The 16,615-nt window shown below is 47.7% G+C and carries 12 protein-coding genes; 11 read left to right on the top strand and 1 reads right to left on the bottom strand.

The window, feature by feature from the left end:
* Positions 1-7 precede the first annotated feature (7 nt).
* The 5 genes from AB8599_RS14645 (at position 8) to AB8599_RS14625 (ending at position 6,112) form a co-directional block, all read left to right on the top strand.
* Positions 8-1,735, top strand: coding sequence for a type IV pilus secretin PilQ (locus AB8599_RS14645; protein ID WP_407333236.1), 1,728 nt, complete (start codon positions 8-10; stop codon positions 1,733-1,735).
* 284 nt (positions 1,736-2,019) lie between these two features.
* The gene (gene aroK / locus AB8599_RS14640; protein WP_026023777.1) at positions 2,020-2,538 is read left to right on the top strand and encodes a shikimate kinase AroK; all 519 of its coding nucleotides are present in this window, start codon (positions 2,020-2,022) and stop codon (positions 2,536-2,538) included.
* Between the two features lie 17 nt (positions 2,539-2,555).
* Positions 2,556-3,632 (top strand): 3-dehydroquinate synthase, encoded by a 1,077-nt coding sequence (gene aroB, locus AB8599_RS14635; RefSeq protein ID WP_407331600.1) that lies wholly within the window; start codon positions 2,556-2,558, stop codon positions 3,630-3,632.
* Between the two features lie 30 nt (positions 3,633-3,662).
* Positions 3,663-5,174: an AAA family ATPase gene (locus tag AB8599_RS14630; protein WP_407333234.1), complete on the top strand. Its 1,512-nt coding sequence runs from the start codon at positions 3,663-3,665 to the stop codon at positions 5,172-5,174.
* Between the two features lie 104 nt (positions 5,175-5,278).
* Positions 5,279-6,112: a Dam family site-specific DNA-(adenine-N6)-methyltransferase gene (locus tag AB8599_RS14625; protein ID WP_407331599.1), complete on the top strand. Its 834-nt coding sequence runs from the start codon at positions 5,279-5,281 to the stop codon at positions 6,110-6,112.
* A gap of 24 nt (positions 6,113-6,136) precedes the next feature.
* On the opposite strand, the gene AB8599_RS14620 is transcribed toward AB8599_RS14625, so the two are convergent.
* Positions 6,137-6,349, bottom strand: coding sequence for a DUF2970 domain-containing protein (locus tag AB8599_RS14620; protein WP_407331598.1), 213 nt, complete (start codon positions 6,347-6,349; stop codon positions 6,137-6,139).
* A 175-nt stretch (positions 6,350-6,524) separates the two neighbouring features.
* Between AB8599_RS14620 and rpe the strand changes: the two genes are divergently transcribed.
* The 6 genes from rpe to AB8599_RS14590 all read left to right on the top strand — a co-directional run bounded on the left by rpe (position 6,525) and on the right by AB8599_RS14590 (position 16,534).
* Complete coding sequence (gene rpe, locus AB8599_RS14615; RefSeq protein WP_407331597.1) at positions 6,525-7,199, top strand: ribulose-phosphate 3-epimerase; 675 nt, start codon at positions 6,525-6,527, stop codon at positions 7,197-7,199.
* Between the two features lie 3 nt (positions 7,200-7,202).
* Positions 7,203-7,901 carry a phosphoglycolate phosphatase gene (locus AB8599_RS14610; protein WP_407331596.1) on the top strand — a complete coding sequence of 233 codons (699 nt, stop codon included), beginning with the start codon at positions 7,203-7,205 and terminating at the stop codon, positions 7,899-7,901.
* A gap of 80 nt (positions 7,902-7,981) precedes the next feature.
* Positions 7,982-8,998: a tryptophan--tRNA ligase gene (trpS, locus tag AB8599_RS14605; protein ID WP_407331595.1), complete on the top strand. Its 1,017-nt coding sequence runs from the start codon at positions 7,982-7,984 to the stop codon at positions 8,996-8,998.
* Positions 8,999-9,244: 246 nt separating this feature from the next.
* Positions 9,245-12,061 carry an ExeM/NucH family extracellular endonuclease gene (locus AB8599_RS14600; RefSeq protein ID WP_407331594.1) on the top strand — a complete coding sequence of 939 codons (2,817 nt, stop codon included), beginning with the start codon at positions 9,245-9,247 and terminating at the stop codon, positions 12,059-12,061.
* Positions 12,062-12,234: 173 nt separating this feature from the next.
* Entirely contained in the window at positions 12,235-15,576 is a 3,342-nt protein-coding gene (locus AB8599_RS14595; protein WP_407331593.1) for a PAS domain S-box protein, read from the top strand.
* Entirely contained in the window at positions 15,566-16,534 is a 969-nt protein-coding gene (locus AB8599_RS14590; protein ID WP_407331592.1) for a response regulator, read from the top strand. Before AB8599_RS14595 ends, AB8599_RS14590 begins: the two co-directional genes overlap by 11 nt.
* Positions 16,535-16,615: the final 81 nt, after the last annotated feature.

Raw genomic sequence — 16,615 nt, 5'->3', positions numbered from 1 at the left:
CGGGATGATGCATTGGCTCGTCGTATTCGCATGTTTGCTGATGACACCAATGGTGTCAGCGGCCAACCAGTTACAAAATCTAGAATTTGTAAAAGGGGAGAATGGCCAAACACTGTTGACCCTGACATTTGCTGATAAATCTGTCGTCACAAATTTTGATAAGAAAGACAAAACGTTAACGATAAGTGCCAAAGCAACGCAAGTTGAAGATAACCTGATAGGCGTAAGAAGTCTTGAATCGATTGGTACCACAGCAACGTCGCTGGACGTGCAAACGGTCGATGATGATACGCAGTTAACACTCAATACAAAGGGCTATTTTGGTTATGACTATTATCAAACCAATAACGTACTGACGGTTGAGATTTTTCCGTTTTCATCCTTACCTAAAAGTCAGTCTAACAAAGACAAAGCTGGAAAGAAGAACGCAAATATTTCAATCAACTTCCAGGACATTTCCGTACGCTCTGTGTTGCAAATGGTTGCGGAGCACAACGGATTTAACTTGGTCGTGTCTGATACAGTTAACGGCAAGCTAACACTTCGACTTGATGATGTTCCGTGGCAAAAAGCACTCGATACGATTCTGAACGTCAAAGGCTTAGACAAGCGTCAGATGGGTAACATACTGCTGGTAGCCCCAAAGGCAGAACTTGATGAGCAGGAGCGTTTAGTGCTAGAGAAGCGACGCAACGAGAGAGAGTTGGCATCGCTGCGTTCGGAAGTCCTGAAAATCAAGTATGCCAATGCGGTTGATCTAAAGAATATGCTCGATGGCGACGAAGATGAAGGTATAAGTCTGTTGACTGAACGTGGCAGCATTGCTGTGGATTCGCGCACTAATGCGCTAATTATTAGAGACTTGGCTGACAATATCGATGTGGTGAAGTCACTCATCGCGTCATTAGATATTCCTGTCCAGCAGGTCGAAATCGAAGCGCGTATTGTCACTGTTGACGAAGGTACTCTCGAAGAAATTGGTGTGCGCTGGGGAGTGTCGAATAGTAACGGCAGCTTTTCAACTGGGGGGTCGATTGAAAGTAATTTAGGATGGAACAAAGACATTGGTTTTGACTCAGACAGTGGAGATTTTCTGAATATCAGTAATGTTGGAGGGCTTGAGTCTGGCTCTGGAAATGTCGATGACTTCCTTAATGTAAATCTCGGTGCTGTTAGCCCAAACGCAGCAAGCATTGCGTTTCAAGTTGCCAAGCTGGGTAAAGATTTACTGTTAGATCTTGAGTTGTCCGCCCTTCAAGCCGAGTCCCGTGCCGAGATCATTTCGTCTCCTCGTCTTCTTACGACCAACAAGCGAGCGGCCTACATCGAGCAAGGGACGGAATTACCGTACTTGGAAGCGTCTTCTAGTGGTGCTGCTGCTGTGTCATTTAAAAAAGCAGTGTTGAGTCTGTCAGTAACGCCTCAAATCACGCCAGACAACAAATTGGTGTTGGATTTAGAGGTCACTCAAGATAAACCTGCGGGCTCAGTGAAGGCAGGAACGGGTGAGGCTATGGCTATCAATACGCAGCGTATTGGCACTCAAGTTCTGGTGAATGACGGTGAAACTGTCGTGTTAGGCGGTATTTATCAACACGAAATGACGGTGGGCGTCGATAAAGTTCCCTTACTTGGTGATATTCCCGGGATAGGCCAACTGTTCCGTCGAGATTACGAAACTATGGGTAAACGAGAGCTTCTTATCTTTGTTACACCAAGGATCATGACACAATAAAGTGATTGAACTCATTGCGTTATAAATACTTACAGTAACAAATGTCATGAATAGGCTGAAGTGAGCACCAAGTGCGCATTTCAGCCTGTTTCCTTCTTAATTACGCCGTGTCCGCAAATTTAAACCGTCTTAAAGGCGTATTTTAAGTTGCCAAAGGGCTAGTTGACCTGAGATAATTTTTGGTCTGATCACGAATTATCTGTGAGGAAATTGGCGCCTCGGGCTTTCAAGTAGCGAGCCTGCGGGCGGTGTTGTTTTCATTAACCGCGCGTATATTGCTTAACATGGCTGAAAAACGAAATATCTTTCTTGTAGGTCCAATGGGGGCTGGCAAAAGCACAATTGGTCGACATCTAGCACAACAACTACACATGGAATTTTTTGACTCGGACACCGTGATTGAAGAGCGCACTGGTGCTGATATCGCATGGGTGTTTGATGTTGAAGGTGAAGAGGGATTCCGTGTTCGCGAAGAGAACGTCATCAACGACCTGACTGAAAAGCAAGGTATCGTGTTGGCGACTGGCGGTGGTTCTATCCTTAGTAAGGAGAGCCGTAATCGTCTGTCTGCTCGTGGCATCGTTGTGTATCTAGAGACCACTATCGAAAAGCAATTGGCACGAACTCAACGTGACAAGAAGCGTCCATTACTGCAAACCGATCAGCCTCGCGAAGTGCTGGAAGCGTTGGCAGAAGAGCGCAACCCTCTCTATGAAGAGATCGCTGACTATGTAGTTCGTACTGATGATCAAAGCGCCAAGGTCGTGGCAAACCAAATCATCGAACTGCTGGAAAATCACTAAGCACGAAAAGGCATTCCATGGAAAGGATCGACGTAAACCTAGGCGACAGAAGCTACCCCATATCTATTGGTGAAGGATTGCTCTCCGATCCCACCTTCTTTTCTGATGCTAAAGGTCGTCAAGTTGTGGTTGTCACCAACGACACCATAGCTCCGCTGTATGCGGATCGTCTCCTGGATACCTTGAAAAAAGCTGGTGGCTCGCCAGCTTTGCTTACCCTTCCCGATGGCGAGCAGTACAAAACGCTCGACACGTTTAACACCATCAATACCTTTTTGTTAGAAGGTAATTATGCCCGTGATGTTTTGATTGTGGCGTTAGGTGGTGGTGTTATTGGGGATTTGGTGGGCTTTGCTGCAGCTTGTTATCAGCGTGGTGTGGACTTTATTCAAGTACCTACAACGTTGTTATCGCAGGTGGACTCCTCTGTGGGGGGGAAAACGGCGGTCAACCACCCTCTGGGTAAAAACATGATCGGCGCGTTTTACCAACCTAAAGCGGTCGTGATTGATATTGAGGTGATGAAAACCTTGCCTGAGCGTGAGTTTGCTGCAGGTATGGCAGAAGTCATTAAATACGGCATCATTGTAGACAGAGCATTTTTTGCTTGGTTAGACGATAACCTAGAAGCGTTAAATCAGCTTGATTCAGCGGCCTTAGTGTATGCCATCAAGCGCTGCTGCCAAATCAAAGCGGACGTTGTAGCTGAAGATGAGAAAGAGTCAGGCGTTCGCGCGCTACTCAACCTTGGTCATACCTTCGGTCACGCGATAGAGGCAGAAATGGGTTATGGTAATTGGTTGCATGGCGAAGCCGTTGCTGCTGGTACTGTGATGGCGGCTAAAACAGCGCAAATTCAACAACTGCTTTCGCAAGAAGATGTTAGCCGTATCACTTCCTTGCTTAAAAAAGCGAATCTCCCCGTGAAAGCACCCACAAGCATGGACTATGATGCCTTTATTAAGCATATGAAACGCGATAAAAAAGTGCTTTCAGGGCAACTGCGATTTGTGCTGCCAACATCGATTGGTACGTCCGAAGTAGTTGCAAACGTGACTCCCGAGACGCTTGCTGAGGTCATTAAGACACACTAAGCGGGTTTGTATATGACAGGCTCCCATGACATGATCGCACTGGATTTGGACAGTCAAATCCAGCTTTTGTCGAGAATACAGTTCCTTACTCGATTCAGTTCCAACCTTGTTCAAATCACAGGTGAGCCAGGTGCGGGCAAGACGTGGTTAAGCGAACGCTATCTCGAAAATTGGGCGAACGAGCCCACCCAATCCCTTCTAATCTGTAATCCTAGTCAGCAAGATGCACAGCATCGTGCCATTATCTTGCGTCAAATTGTGCGTGATGGCGTGTTCAATGAACATGATCCTATGCTGCAAAGTCTCGAATATATGTTGGAAGGCAATGGCGTTCATGCTCTCATTGTTATCGATGATGCTCAGCGTTTGAGTGCAACGATAATTGCAGAGTTATGGGCGTTAGTGACGCACGCGCAACAAAGAGATGATTGGCAAATCAATGTGTTGCTGTTTAGTTTGCGTGGTAAATTGAATAAGTGGTTGCACAAAGTTTCCTACGGTCAAGGTGTTAAGCCGTTAGAGCTAGAAATCAGCCCATTGGCTGATAATGAGCGCGAGATGTTCATCGAAGTCATGATGGTCAGTCGCCAATTGGATGCAGCGCAGCGCAGAGCGCTAAAGCAAAAAGCTGCCTCTTTGCCTTCGTTACCCGGCGCTTTGAGAGGGCTGGAACAGCAGGAGACCTCCCTGATGGAAGAGAAAAAACGTCGCTCCCCCTTGCCGTTGATTATTTTAGTGCTGCTTCTTCTCGCCTTAGGTGGTGGTTTGGTTTGGTGGTCAATGTCGCCTCAAACGGCACAAGAAGAGGTTACCGTTGAAACGCCGGATGGTGTGAAAGAGTTGGCTGCAATTCTGGAAGAAAAGGAAAAAGAGCTCGCACAACAAGCCGCAGCGCAGCAGGGTGACCAGTCCCTTTCGGATACCTCGGAGGTCACGGATGACATGATTGCACTGCCTGTCGCGCCTGTAGTGGAAGGCATGACAGTGGGGCGTCGCGATCAAGATCGTCGTATCGTTGTTCCTGATAGGGTGGTTGATGCCATCATGGACGATCAAGAAACGGGTGGAGACGGCACCAATGCGGTGACTGAACCATTGATCCCTGAATTGGCGATACCGCAGAAGCCAAGCGCTGTACCTGCTGATAATGCACAAGTTCCTGAAGAAACGGTTGTTGAGCAAGTTGTGGTGGCTGATACCGCACCTTTAGCGAATGATTCAGTTAACGAAAGCGTTGACGTACCGATGGCCAATAACCTGCTGCTGACGGTACCTGCATCGCGCTATGCCTTGCAGCTTGCCGCCTTACAATCGAAACAAGCGGTTGATGAGTTCTTGCAGCAATACGCATTGTTGGGTCGCGCTTTGGTATACGAAACGCGACGAAATGGTGAGCCTTGGTACATGGTTTTGTTGGGGGATTACCCGAGTGTGGCGGATGCTAGACGCGCAGAACTGGCATTGCCTGCTAATATTCGAAACCTGAATCCATGGGCGAAATCCTTCACCCAGATTCACAAAGAGATTGGACTGGTTAACTAACCGCGTCTTAGCATCACGCTAGGCGCGAATTTACGCTGATTGATGGTTAAAAATGAGATACAATCCGCCACCTTTCAAACAGCTGCGGTAGTGGATACACATTAATGAAAAAGCATCGTGCCTTTCTTAAGTGGGCCGGGGGTAAATACTCTCTGGTTGAGGATATCCGCAAGCATCTGCCTGAAGGTAAAAAGCTGATTGAGCCTTTTATTGGTGCAGGTTCTGTGTTTCTAAATACAGACTTTGAACAGTATCGTTTGGCTGACATCAATCCGGATCTGATTAACCTCTATAATCTGCTTAAGCAAGAGCCTCAGCGTTATATCGATGACGTACGTACCTTGTTTACCCAAGAGTACAATCAAAAAGAAGCGTATTTGTCGATCCGCGAAGAATTCAACGCCACCACAGACCCGTATCTGCGTTCATTGTATTTTTTGTACATGAACCGACATGGGTTTAATGGCCTTTGCCGTTACAATAAAAAGGGCGGTTTTAATGTCCCTTTCGGCTCGTATAAGAAACCGTATTTCCCACAAGCAGAGCTTGAATTCTTTTCTGAAAAATCGAAAAAAGCGACATTTGTTTGTGAAGGCTATGAACAGAGCTTTAAGAGTGCGCGCCGCGGCAGCGTGATTTACTGCGATCCGCCTTATGCACCGCTTTCTTCCACGTCCAACTTCACCACCTATTCCAGTGGCGGTTTTAGTCTTGATGATCAAGCCTTGCTGGGAGAGTATGCGCGTAAAGCGTCGATTGATAAAAGTGTGCCAGTGCTGGTTTCAAACCATGATACGCCTCTGACGCGAAGCCTATATCATGGCGCGCATCTCAATGTGGTTCGTGTGAAGCGTACGATTAGCCGAAATGGGAGTGGCAGAAACAAAGTTGATGAGCTGCTCGCTTTGTTTGCCAGTGAAAGTCCCGAATCACCTTAGTTTTGAGTCGCCCCATCAGTAGGGCTAATTGGGGGCGATCAGTGAAACCAAGCCAATTAATCCGATGACAAACAACACCACAAAAATAATCCCGACAAGAATATAGGGCAGCATGCTCGATTGCTTAAAATCCCGCTGCCTATTTTTGTCGGACTGCACGCCAAGCATGGCGGCAAACACACTCTTGACGACCTCCCAAATACTGACTTTCTCTTCCTTTTTATCGGTGTCGTGCATCGCGATTCTCTTCTGGTATTTGTTCGTTCTGACACCAGCTTAGCGCATATGTATCCACATCACTTGCACCATCTATAAAACTACCGCGTTATGGTATCAATCAGTGGATCTGATAAGACAGACGGTCTTTGATGGGGTAGAATTGCGCCGACTTTTGGGCAAGTGAGGCTATAAGATGAAGGATTTTCTGATTGCGCCGTCGATACTCTCGGCGGACTTCGCACGTTTAGGTGAAGACGTTGCAAATGTACTCGCAGCAGGCGCTGACGTGGTGCACTTCGATGTGATGGACAACCACTATGTACCGAACCTGACGTTTGGTGCGCCTATCTGTAAAGCACTTCGTGACTATGGCATCACTGCGCCGATCGATGTTCACCTGATGGTGAAACCTGTTGATCGCATCATCCCTGATTTTGCTAAAGCAGGGGCAAGCATGATTACCTTCCATGTGGAAGCGAGTGACCATGTTGACCGCACCTTGCAACTGATTAAAGAACATGGCTGTCAAGCTGGGGTTGTGTTTAACCCTGCGACGCCACTGCATCACCTTGACCACATCATGGACAAACTCGATTTGATCCTACTGATGTCGGTGAACCCTGGATTTGGTGGTCAGTCATTCATTCCTGAAACGCTGAATAAACTGCGTGAAGTGCGTCGTCGTATCGATGAAAGTGGTCGTGATATTCGCCTCGAAATTGATGGCGGCGTAAAAGTTGATAACATCCGTGAAATTGCTGAAGCAGGCGCTGACATGTTTGTCGCAGGCTCTGCTATTTTCAGCCAGCCTGATTACAAAGCAGTGGTTGATGAAATGCGCGCGGAACTGAGTAAAGTAGGAAAATAATTCGTGACGGCAACCTTTGAAACCATCAAATACATCGCTTTTGATTTAGACGGTACGCTCGTTGATAGTGCGCCGGACCTGGCCGAAGGCATTCGCATGGCGCTAGCTGACCTAGATTTGCACACGGTGACAGATAACGACGTGCGTGGTTGGATTGGCAACGGTGCGGAAATCATGCTTAAGCGTGCGCTGAGTCAGAGTGTGATTATCAACCCCGATTTGGATGAAGCGTTGTACGTTGAGCTGCGCGCGCGATTTGATTTCCATTACGCCAACAACGGCCATGACAAAACCATCGTATATCCGGGCGTGAAAGACACGCTTTCAGCCTTAAAAGAGGCGGGTTACACAATGGGTATCGTTACTAACAAGCCATATCAGTTTGTTCCAGAGATTCTGGAAGATCTGGGATTGGCGCCGTTCTTTAGCGATGTGATTGGCGGCGATTCATTGCCGACCAATAAGCCGGATCCAGAAGGGCTGTTTAGCCTGCGTGATAAGCATGGTTTGAGTGATGCGCAAATGATGATGGTGGGAGACTCGAAAAACGATATCCTCGCCGCGAAAAATGCGGGCATTATCTCGGTTGGCTTAACATACGGGTATAACTATGGTGAGCCAATCAGCGACAGCGCACCGGAATTTGTCGCAGACCACTTTAACCAGCTTTTAACGGTTCTCAGCACCGAAAAAACAGCGTAAATTAAAGCATCGAATTTTCTCGAACAGACAGCCAGCGTTTAGTCACGCTGGCTGAATTGACTGACAGGAACAGAAAGAACATGAGTAATCCTACGACCAAACCCATTGTACTTAGCGGTGTTCAACCTTCAGGTGAACTCAGTATCGGCAACTACATTGGAGCTTTGCGTCAGTGGGAACAGATGCAAGATGACTACGACTGCCAGTACTGCATCGTTGACTTGCATGCTATTACCGTTCGTCAAGAAGCTGAAAAGCTTCGTGAAGCCACCTTGGACTCATTGGCACTGTGTTTGGCGGTTGGTGTAAGCCCAGAAAAGAGCAATTTGTTTATTCAATCTCATGTACCTGAGCATGCGCAATTAGGCTGGGTGCTGAATTGCTACACCCAAATGGGTGAGTTAAACCGCATGACCCAGTTCAAAGATAAATCAGCTCGCCATGCGGAGAACATTAACGCTGGCTTGTTCGGTTACCCAGTTTTGATGGCTGCGGATATTCTGTTGTATCAAGCAAACCAAGTGCCTGTTGGTAATGATCAGAAGCAGCATCTCGAGTTAGCACGTGATGTCGCGACCCGCTTTAATAATGTATATGGCGACGTATTCACCGTACCAGAGCCTTACATCCCGCAGGTGGGTGCGCGCGTGATGAGCTTGCAAGACCCGACCAAGAAAATGTCAAAATCTGATGATAATCGCAACAACGTGATTGGTTTGCTGGAAGACCCGAAAGCCATTGCCAAGAAAATCAAACGTGCGATGACGGATTCCGAAGAGCCACCTCGTGTGTTGTTCGACGTGCAAAACAAGCCGGGAGTGGCCAATTTGATGGGCTTACTGTCTGTAGCCACAGGTAAGACATTTGCCGAGATAGAAGCAGATTATAGCGATAAAATGTACGGTCACTTAAAAACTGACACTGCGGATGCCGTGGTGGCCATGTTGGAACCTGTACAGGCGCGCTATAAGGAATTCCGTCAAGATCGTGCTTTCCTTGATCAAGTGATGAAGGCGGGCGCTGAAAAAGCCTCGGCACGTGCTGCCGTGACACTGAAAAAAGTGTACCAAGCCGTGGGTTTTGTTACTCGCCCATAGTCCCGCCAATATCGATAAAAAGCAGCGTAATCGCTGCTTTTTTTGTGCCTACCTATTCTCACATTCAATCCATTTGCGATGCACATAACGATTTCGCTTTGTGTTGAAGCTTGCATCAATCTCCAATTTCAAAAAGAAACGCCCCTCCTCTATTCGAGGATTTGCGGTTTTCATCACTTAAATGAAATCTCAGGCTGTTAAATCATTTGTTGTGTTTATGACTTCACACGCAAAAAAGGACAGCAAATGAAGATCTCAACCTGGAGCTCTCTGGCTCTTGCTTTAGGCGTGGCATTGCCTGCCAGCGCCGACGTACTGATCACGGAATATGTGGAAGGTTCGTCCAATAACAAGGCTATCGAAATCTCAAACCTCGGTTCCTCCAGTGTGGCACTTGATGACTGGACGCTTAAACTCGCGTTTAACAGTAACACCACGTTCTCATCGACCATTGCGCTTACAGGCTCATTGGCGGCGGGAGAAAGTCTTGTGGTGGGTAACAGCAATGCCTCTGCCGATATCACCAATGTCAGCCAAATCACCTCCGGCTCGTTAACCTTTAATGGCAATGACGTGGTGGCACTTGTCGACGATAGCGATAACGTGGTCGACAGTTTAGGTGAGCTGGCGTTGGGCTCGAATTATGCCATCAATACCACGTTGCGGCGCAAAGGTGGCAGTGTCGGTCGAACCGATGTCTCGGCATCTTTTGACCCCAGCATTGAATGGCAAACCTTGGCGCAAGATACCTTTGATGGGCTTGGTTGTAGTGGTATTGATGCTTGTGATGGTGGCGGAGGGGGAGGCAATACATTTACCTGTGCCGATGAAACACTGACACCAACCTATGCTGTGCAAGGCAGTGGCGCGCGAAGCCCATTAGTGCCTGATGGCAGCTTTGAAAGTGCTGATAACTACTTTGTATCCGGTGTGGTGACAGCTGTGACCACCAGCTTGTTCAAAGGCTTCTGGTTACAAGATGCCAACGGTGACGCTGATTCTGCGACCTCTGATGGCCTCTTTGTGTTCACAAGCCAAGCGCCAACAGGCATTGAGCCGGGTATGCAAGTGTGTGCCAGCGGTAAAGTGAAAGAGTTCTTTGGCTTCACTGAGCTCGATGCATCAGGTAACAACTGGGAAGTGATCGATACCGTCGGCGAGCTGGCTGCTACGGATTTGGTCGTTGAAGAAGGTGAGACGTTAGATAACGCTCTGGAACGCTACGAAGGCATGAAAGTGCGTCTGACACAAACCAGCGACTTGGTGGTCACACGTAACTTCGGCTTCGATTATGATGCGTTCCGGAACAACATGGTGTTGTCTCATGATGAACCACTGTTCAAGCCGACTCAGCTTCATATAGCGGGTTCTCAGGAAGCTGCAGATTTGGCGGCAGCAAATGATGCCAATCAGCTTTTCATTGAATCGGATCTGAAAGCGCCAGATGGTGTGGTGCCATATTTCCCTGATCTAGATGCCGAGCAAGGATACATCCGTATCGGTGATACCGTGACCAACCTTGAAGGTGTCATTGGTTATAGCTTTAGTGACTATCGCTTAGTCGCAACCAATGAAATCACCGCGGGTGATTTTGTGCGCGAGCAAGACCGTACTTCTGCACCACAAGCGTTTGATGACACTAACTTGAAAGTCGCCAGCTTCAATGTGCTTAACTACTTCACCAGTGCCAGTTCAATTGGCGGCGCACTCAACGTGAGTTGTAATGACCAAGCGGATGCAGATGCGTCAAACGGGTGTAACCGTGGTACCAAAGACGCCGCTGAATTTGCCCTACAACAGGCGAAAATCGTCAATGCCCTGCAAGCCATTGATGCCGATATCGTTGGCTTGATGGAAATTGAGAACAACGGCTTTGGTGACAACGGTGCATTGGCCAATTTGGTCAACGAGCTAAACAGTCGCTTTGCCGATGAAGCGGATCATTATAGCTATGTCGCACCCGCAACCAATGACCTGACCGAAGGGGCATTCCTTGGCAGCGATGCCATACAAGTGGCATTGATTTATCGTCCTGCCAAAGTCACACCGACATCGGATGCTGTTGTCGTCCGTATGCCTGAGCAGCACATCAGTGGTACTAACCCTGATGGTGAAGAGCGTCAGCTCGACAAGTTCCAACGTGATAGTTTGTTGCAAACCTTCAATGTGGTTAAAGGTCAAAACCTGTCTGTTGCCGTGAGTCACTTTAAGTCAAAAGGCTCTGGCTGTTATGAAGACTGGGTAGCGGGTGAGTTCAATGACGATCCTGCCGATCTGCAAGGGCGCTGCAACGAATTCCGCGTGTCAGCAGCGGAAACACTCGGCAAAGCGTTAAGCGACGTTCAAGGCGATGTGATTGCTCTTGGTGACTTCAATGCCTACGGACAAGAAGACCCAATGCGTGTAATGACCGACTACGATGCTGCGAATGCTTCACGCAAAATTGTCACAGCTGCGGGCACCTCAATTGCAGGAGTCACACTGGATGACGTGGCACGAGAAGTGGGTGATGGTTTCGGTTATGTCAATTTGGCGACGTATGCGTTAGGTGATGATGCTTTCTCTTATACCTTTGATGGAGAGCTTGGTAGCTTAGATCATGCCGTGGGTAATACCAGCGTGGTTGAAAAGCTGACTGGTGTGGAAGATTGGCACATCAACTCGGTCGAAAGCACCTTGTTCGAATATTCAGGCCGCTTTACCGGTGATTTGGTGAAATCGGATAACCCGTATTCATCCTCTGATCACGATCCTGTGATTGTCAGTTTGAATTACGTCGAGGATCCACAGAAATTCACGTTGAGATTCAAAAACAAAAGCTTCTTCTGGGTACAACCCACCATTAACGGTGACGTTAACCCAAATCGTCCTTGGCTGCGTTGGAAGAGCAATCGTAAGTACAATCAAAATAGCGAATTTCTTACCAATGAAGGTATTGGCTACGGAGATTCGGTGTCACTTGGTATTCGCCTTTGGGGGTTCATTGATATCCCATGCGGACAGGTGACTCTCGATGAGAAAACGACTGCCGTTTTCCGACGCTTCACCTGCAACATCAAATAACGACACCAAGAACTAGCAACAGGCTCCTTCGGGAGCCTGTTTTTTACTCATCTTTTAATGGGTTGCCAGCCAATTATTGACTACGCTTTATAAGTGTCTCACTTGAGCGATGATTCTCTCTTTTTTGAATTGCTCCTAAGGGTGTGTCTTCTAGATCTGAATCGGTAGCGTGCATGTCAATCATTGAATCACTGTCATTATTTTTCCTGCCCTCAGTCACTTATCAGCCGTTGCCCCATAGCTTTACCGGCCCTTGGGTGCTGCTGCTCGCGACATTGGCGACCTTTGTAACGGGCACATTGGCGTTCTTACATCGCCCGTTGCAGACGAAAAGTGAATCTATCATCCAATTTTCACCCATTTTGGTGAATGCATTGTCCTTGACCGTAGGCATGGCTTTATTGCCGATCGCCACCGTGTTGTCTGTGTCATCGTTTCAGACGCAAGGATTTCTGCCATCTTTGTTTATTTTACCGTTAGTCATGACGTTCTTCATGAACCTAACAGCGCTGAGAATGATTGCGTTTTCTTTCAACCCGCCACTCAAAATCTTTATCGCGGCGGGACTGATAACGTTGTCGCTGATCGTACAAAACATACTGGTTTATGCAGGTATTAATGGTGTTTCTATTGCGCACTTTGATATGGCTGTATTCACCATGGCACTAGGGGTAGGTTCACTGCTGATCACTTTTTCTCTGTGGTATCGATTTTCTAAACAAAAAAAAATGCAGTGGGAGCGGGATGTTTCCAGAGCACTGGTGAGTGGGATCAGTGTCGCGATCGCATCGCTGTTTAGTGCGATTTTATCGTGTGAAGCCATTTCATTATCCGCACAACCTACCCGTATCGACCCGCTTCCTTTTGCCGTAAGAGATGTGCTGATGATTTTGGTCTTCAGCTTCACTTTTGTTGTGATGTTCAGCCAGCTCGCCAACACCTTGTTTGCCGTTAAAGCCAAAGCTAATCGCTTAGATGACAGCCAAAAGCAACTTGATGCGATTCTTCATACCGCGACCGAAGCGATTATCTCCATTGATGGGAAGGGCATGATCACGTTTTTCAATCGGGCGGCGGAAAACGTGTTTGGTTGGTATGCCTCAGAGGCTGTGGGGAAGAATATTCGTATCTTGGTGACTGACGAGCATCAACACCGTCATGACATGTACATCCACAATTTTTTGGAGAACAGAGAATCTGGCGTGATAGGCAGCGTTCGTGAAGTGATGGCGAAGCACAAAGACGGCTCTGTGTTCCCGGTCAGGTTAGCGATTGGCTATCAGCAATCAGCGTCGGGGCATCATGAATTTGTCGGTGTACTTTCTGATATTTCCGAACAGCGCCATCTTGCTTGGGCGTTGCGAGAAAACGCAAAGCAGTATCGCTCATTGGTCGCTAATCTGCCATGCATGGCTTTTCGTGAAATGACAGGTGCTACACGCCATATGGTTTATATCAGTGATGCGGCTAAATCCATCACGGGTTACAGCGCGTCTATTTTGACAGGAGAAAACGGGGTTTCTCATTTCATCGACCGCATCCACCAAGAAGATACCGCCAATTACCGAAAAGCCCGGGAGTTAGCGTCAAGACGAAACGGAAAGTATGACTGTGAGTACCGTTTCATGAGTCGCGATGATGAAGAAAAGTGGTTTTGGGAAATTGGCCATAGCTATCGCGCGGAAGATGGCAGTACCTGGATTGATGGCGTCATTATCGATATCACCGACAAGCGCGAAGTCGAAGAAGAGTTTCAAGAGAAAATACGTATTGCAGAAAAAGCCTCACAGTCGAAGGCTTCATTCTTGGCCAACATGAGTTACGAGTTCCGGTCGCCAATGAATTCCATCTTAGGGCTGACAGAAGTCTTGATTGACGAAGAAAACAACCCCGTTCATCGTCATCATTTGGAAGTGATCAGAGAGTCTGGCAACAGTTTGTTGAAGCTCATCAATGACATTCTGGATACATCAAAACTCGAAAGCCAGTCATTGCCCCTCGATATTAGCGATTTCTCTTTGGTACAGCTTTGTCGTCAAATCGAGTTTATTGCGCGGGAAACCGTTCAGGCGCGAGATCTCCATGTCACCCTGCATTACAGCGATAGCTTGTGGGAAAACTACGTTGGCGATTCGCGTCGTATTAAGCAATTACTCCAAAATATGATGCGAAGCGCATTGACAAAAACCGACAAAGGCAGTGTGGCGCTGCATGTGCTGCCGACAACGGACATGGTTCGCTTTGCGGTAGCGAGCTATTCCTTAGAATGTGCAAATACACTCTCAAGTGACAATGAAAAGTCAGGGCAAACCTTATCCGCCACTCTTGTTACTCAGCTTATTGAACTGATGAATGGCAACCTGTGGTTTGACGGAGAGTCCATTCATGGTTCGGTTATTTATGCTGATTTGCCGATTATCCCTGCTCAAAATAGCGCAAGGATCAGCAGCGAACCTGTGCGCTATGCGCTCCCGCCGTTAGAAGTCTTGGTGATAGATGATGTGCAGCGCAATCAGCAGGAGTTGCGCGATATGCTGCTTCGTCAAGGGGTGAAAGTATTGACCTTTACCGACATTGACGCCGCAGAAGACGTGATTAAGACACAACAAGTGGATGTGGTGTTGTTTGATGCATATCTTGATGAGCAACACTATCCGACACCGAAAACATTGCGAGAGTGGTCAAAGCAAAGCCCGAGTGAGCCGTTAAACGTTATTGCGATGAAGCTTTCGGTTGATCCGACCACTGACGCCGAATGGGAGGAAAAAGGCTTTGATGCCGTGATTGAAAAGCCGTTCCTCAGTGATGCCGTATTTGATGTATTGAAGCGCTGCTGTGGTTGTGATGAAAACAACAATAACGTCGCGACATTGAATACGACAGAGCAGGAAAAAGAGAAAGACTACTTCAATGATTCATGGGCGTTTCGCCATTGGCCAACGTCGGAAATATTGTTGAGTATTGTGGGTGAATATCGCACCAACTACAGCAACCTTCCGCAGCAAATTAATCAATCTCTTCACGATCAACCTGAGGTGCTAGAACGCCTGCTCGCCGACGCAATAGACGGAGCTCACCACATCGGCTTCCAACGTATTGAGCAAGAGCTCACTCGCCTACTTGCGTACATCGAAGGCGGAGACATGGGAAAAGTAGAGTCAAAACTGGAAAGCCTAGAAGCGTGCTTTGTGGCAACGTTCGAGAGGGTCTTGGCATACCTAGGTGTTCGCGCTGACGAGTTAGATCGAGATATAGCGTTACTGAAGCTCACACCGGATGCATTCACGCGTAAAACGGAACTGTTTGTTAGCAAATTATCAGAAGGTCAGTTCGATGACGGCCTGTACAAGGAGTTGGTGCCCGCTTTGGCCAGCTTTGTTGCGCCGTCATTGCTGGCCCAGTTTGTTGAGTCGATTGAGAACTTTGAGCTTGATGAGGCATACAACTTGATTTTAACCATGATGGAGCACATGCCGACATCGCAGCACAGTGGAGTACAAAGTTATGGCGTATAAAATACTTGTCGTTGATGACGAACCTAGCAATTTGCATGTGATGCGCACCATCCTGCAAGATCAATACACCTTAATTTTCGCCAAAAGCGGAGAGCGCGCCATTGAACTGACGATGCAGCAACGACCTGACTTGATCTTGCTCGATATCATGATGCCGGGAATGAACGGCTATGAGGTTTGCCGACAGTTAAAAAATGAACGTGCTGTCAGCCATATCCCTATTGTGATTGTCTCGGCGTTAGATGAGTACCAAAGCGAAGTCGAAGGGTTAAAAAGTGGTGCGGCGGATTTTCTGATCAAGCCTGTTTCGCCTGAGTTGGTTAAGAGCCGCGTCGCCAACTTACTCGGTGAGTCACGCGCCAATACGATGCGAGAGAATTACCAGTTAGTGATGAATCAAATTGCGGCGGTCGCTGCACTTCATAACAACCATGTAGAGATCGCTGCGCCTCGTATCGCGGAGTTGAGTGAATGGTTAGCCATGCAATATGGTTTGACCAAATCGAAAGCGGAAGATATTTCTTTGGCGTATCCATTGTGCGCGATTGGTGAACTGTGGGATGACGGGGGCAACAATACCTCGGCTGAGAGTCGCAGCATGTTGCTATTGTCTGAGGCCACTAAAGGCTTTGCCTGTGTTTCTGTGACCTTGTTAACCTACAAAAACACACGGTGGGACGGGGCGGGCTTTCCTGAAATTGAGGGTGAGAAAATCCCTGAAGAATGCCGAGTGGTATGTGTGGCGGAGTTATTGGACAAAGAAGTGGAGCGACGACAGGGCAGTGTTGAAGAACGTGTTTTAGGTGCTTTAAAAGCCATAACAAAGGAAGCGGGAACCTTGATTGACCCTCGCCTTGTCAATATTTTAGATACCCATGCCAATGAAGTCGTTAGGCGCTATCAAGATTGGCTTTATTCGCCATGGCCAACGCCAATTTTGCCTATCAATGAGTTCTGATGCAGCCATCTGATGCAGCGCACAGATGGCTGTGGTAGCATTTGCGCCCAATCTCGCTGATGTGATGCGGGAAGGATTTGG

The sequence above is a fragment of the Enterovibrio litoreus genome, from assembly GCF_045679545.1.
In the GTDB taxonomy this organism is placed as follows: domain Bacteria; phylum Pseudomonadota; class Gammaproteobacteria; order Enterobacterales; family Vibrionaceae; genus Enterovibrio.
Note: the sequence above shows the minus strand (reverse complement) of the source record. Positions and strands in the feature narration are given on the sequence as shown.

Excerpts from the sequence above, each read along its gene's own strand:
- AB8599_RS14595 (WP_407331593.1), top strand. The coding sequence starts at position 12,235 with ATGTCAATCATTGAATCACTGTCATTATTTTTCCTGCCCTCAGTCACT.
- AB8599_RS14600 (WP_407331594.1), top strand. The coding sequence starts at position 9,245 with ATGAAGATCTCAACCTGGAGCTCTCTGGCTCTTGCTTTAGGCGTGGCA.
- rpe (WP_407331597.1), top strand. The coding sequence starts at position 6,525 with ATGAAGGATTTTCTGATTGCGCCGTCGATACTCTCGGCGGACTTCGCA.
- aroK (WP_026023777.1), top strand. The coding sequence starts at position 2,020 with ATGGCTGAAAAACGAAATATCTTTCTTGTAGGTCCAATGGGGGCTGGC.
- AB8599_RS14625 (WP_407331599.1), top strand. The coding sequence starts at position 5,279 with ATGAAAAAGCATCGTGCCTTTCTTAAGTGGGCCGGGGGTAAATACTCT.
- AB8599_RS14620 (WP_407331598.1), bottom strand. The coding sequence starts at position 6,349 with ATGCACGACACCGATAAAAAGGAAGAGAAAGTCAGTATTTGGGAGGTC.
- AB8599_RS14630 (WP_407333234.1), top strand. The coding sequence starts at position 3,663 with ATGATCGCACTGGATTTGGACAGTCAAATCCAGCTTTTGTCGAGAATA.
- aroB (WP_407331600.1), top strand. The coding sequence starts at position 2,556 with ATGGAAAGGATCGACGTAAACCTAGGCGACAGAAGCTACCCCATATCT.
- trpS (WP_407331595.1), top strand. The coding sequence starts at position 7,982 with ATGAGTAATCCTACGACCAAACCCATTGTACTTAGCGGTGTTCAACCT.
- AB8599_RS14645 (WP_407333236.1), top strand. The coding sequence starts at position 8 with ATGCATTGGCTCGTCGTATTCGCATGTTTGCTGATGACACCAATGGTG.
- AB8599_RS14590 (WP_407331592.1), top strand. The coding sequence starts at position 15,566 with ATGGCGTATAAAATACTTGTCGTTGATGACGAACCTAGCAATTTGCAT.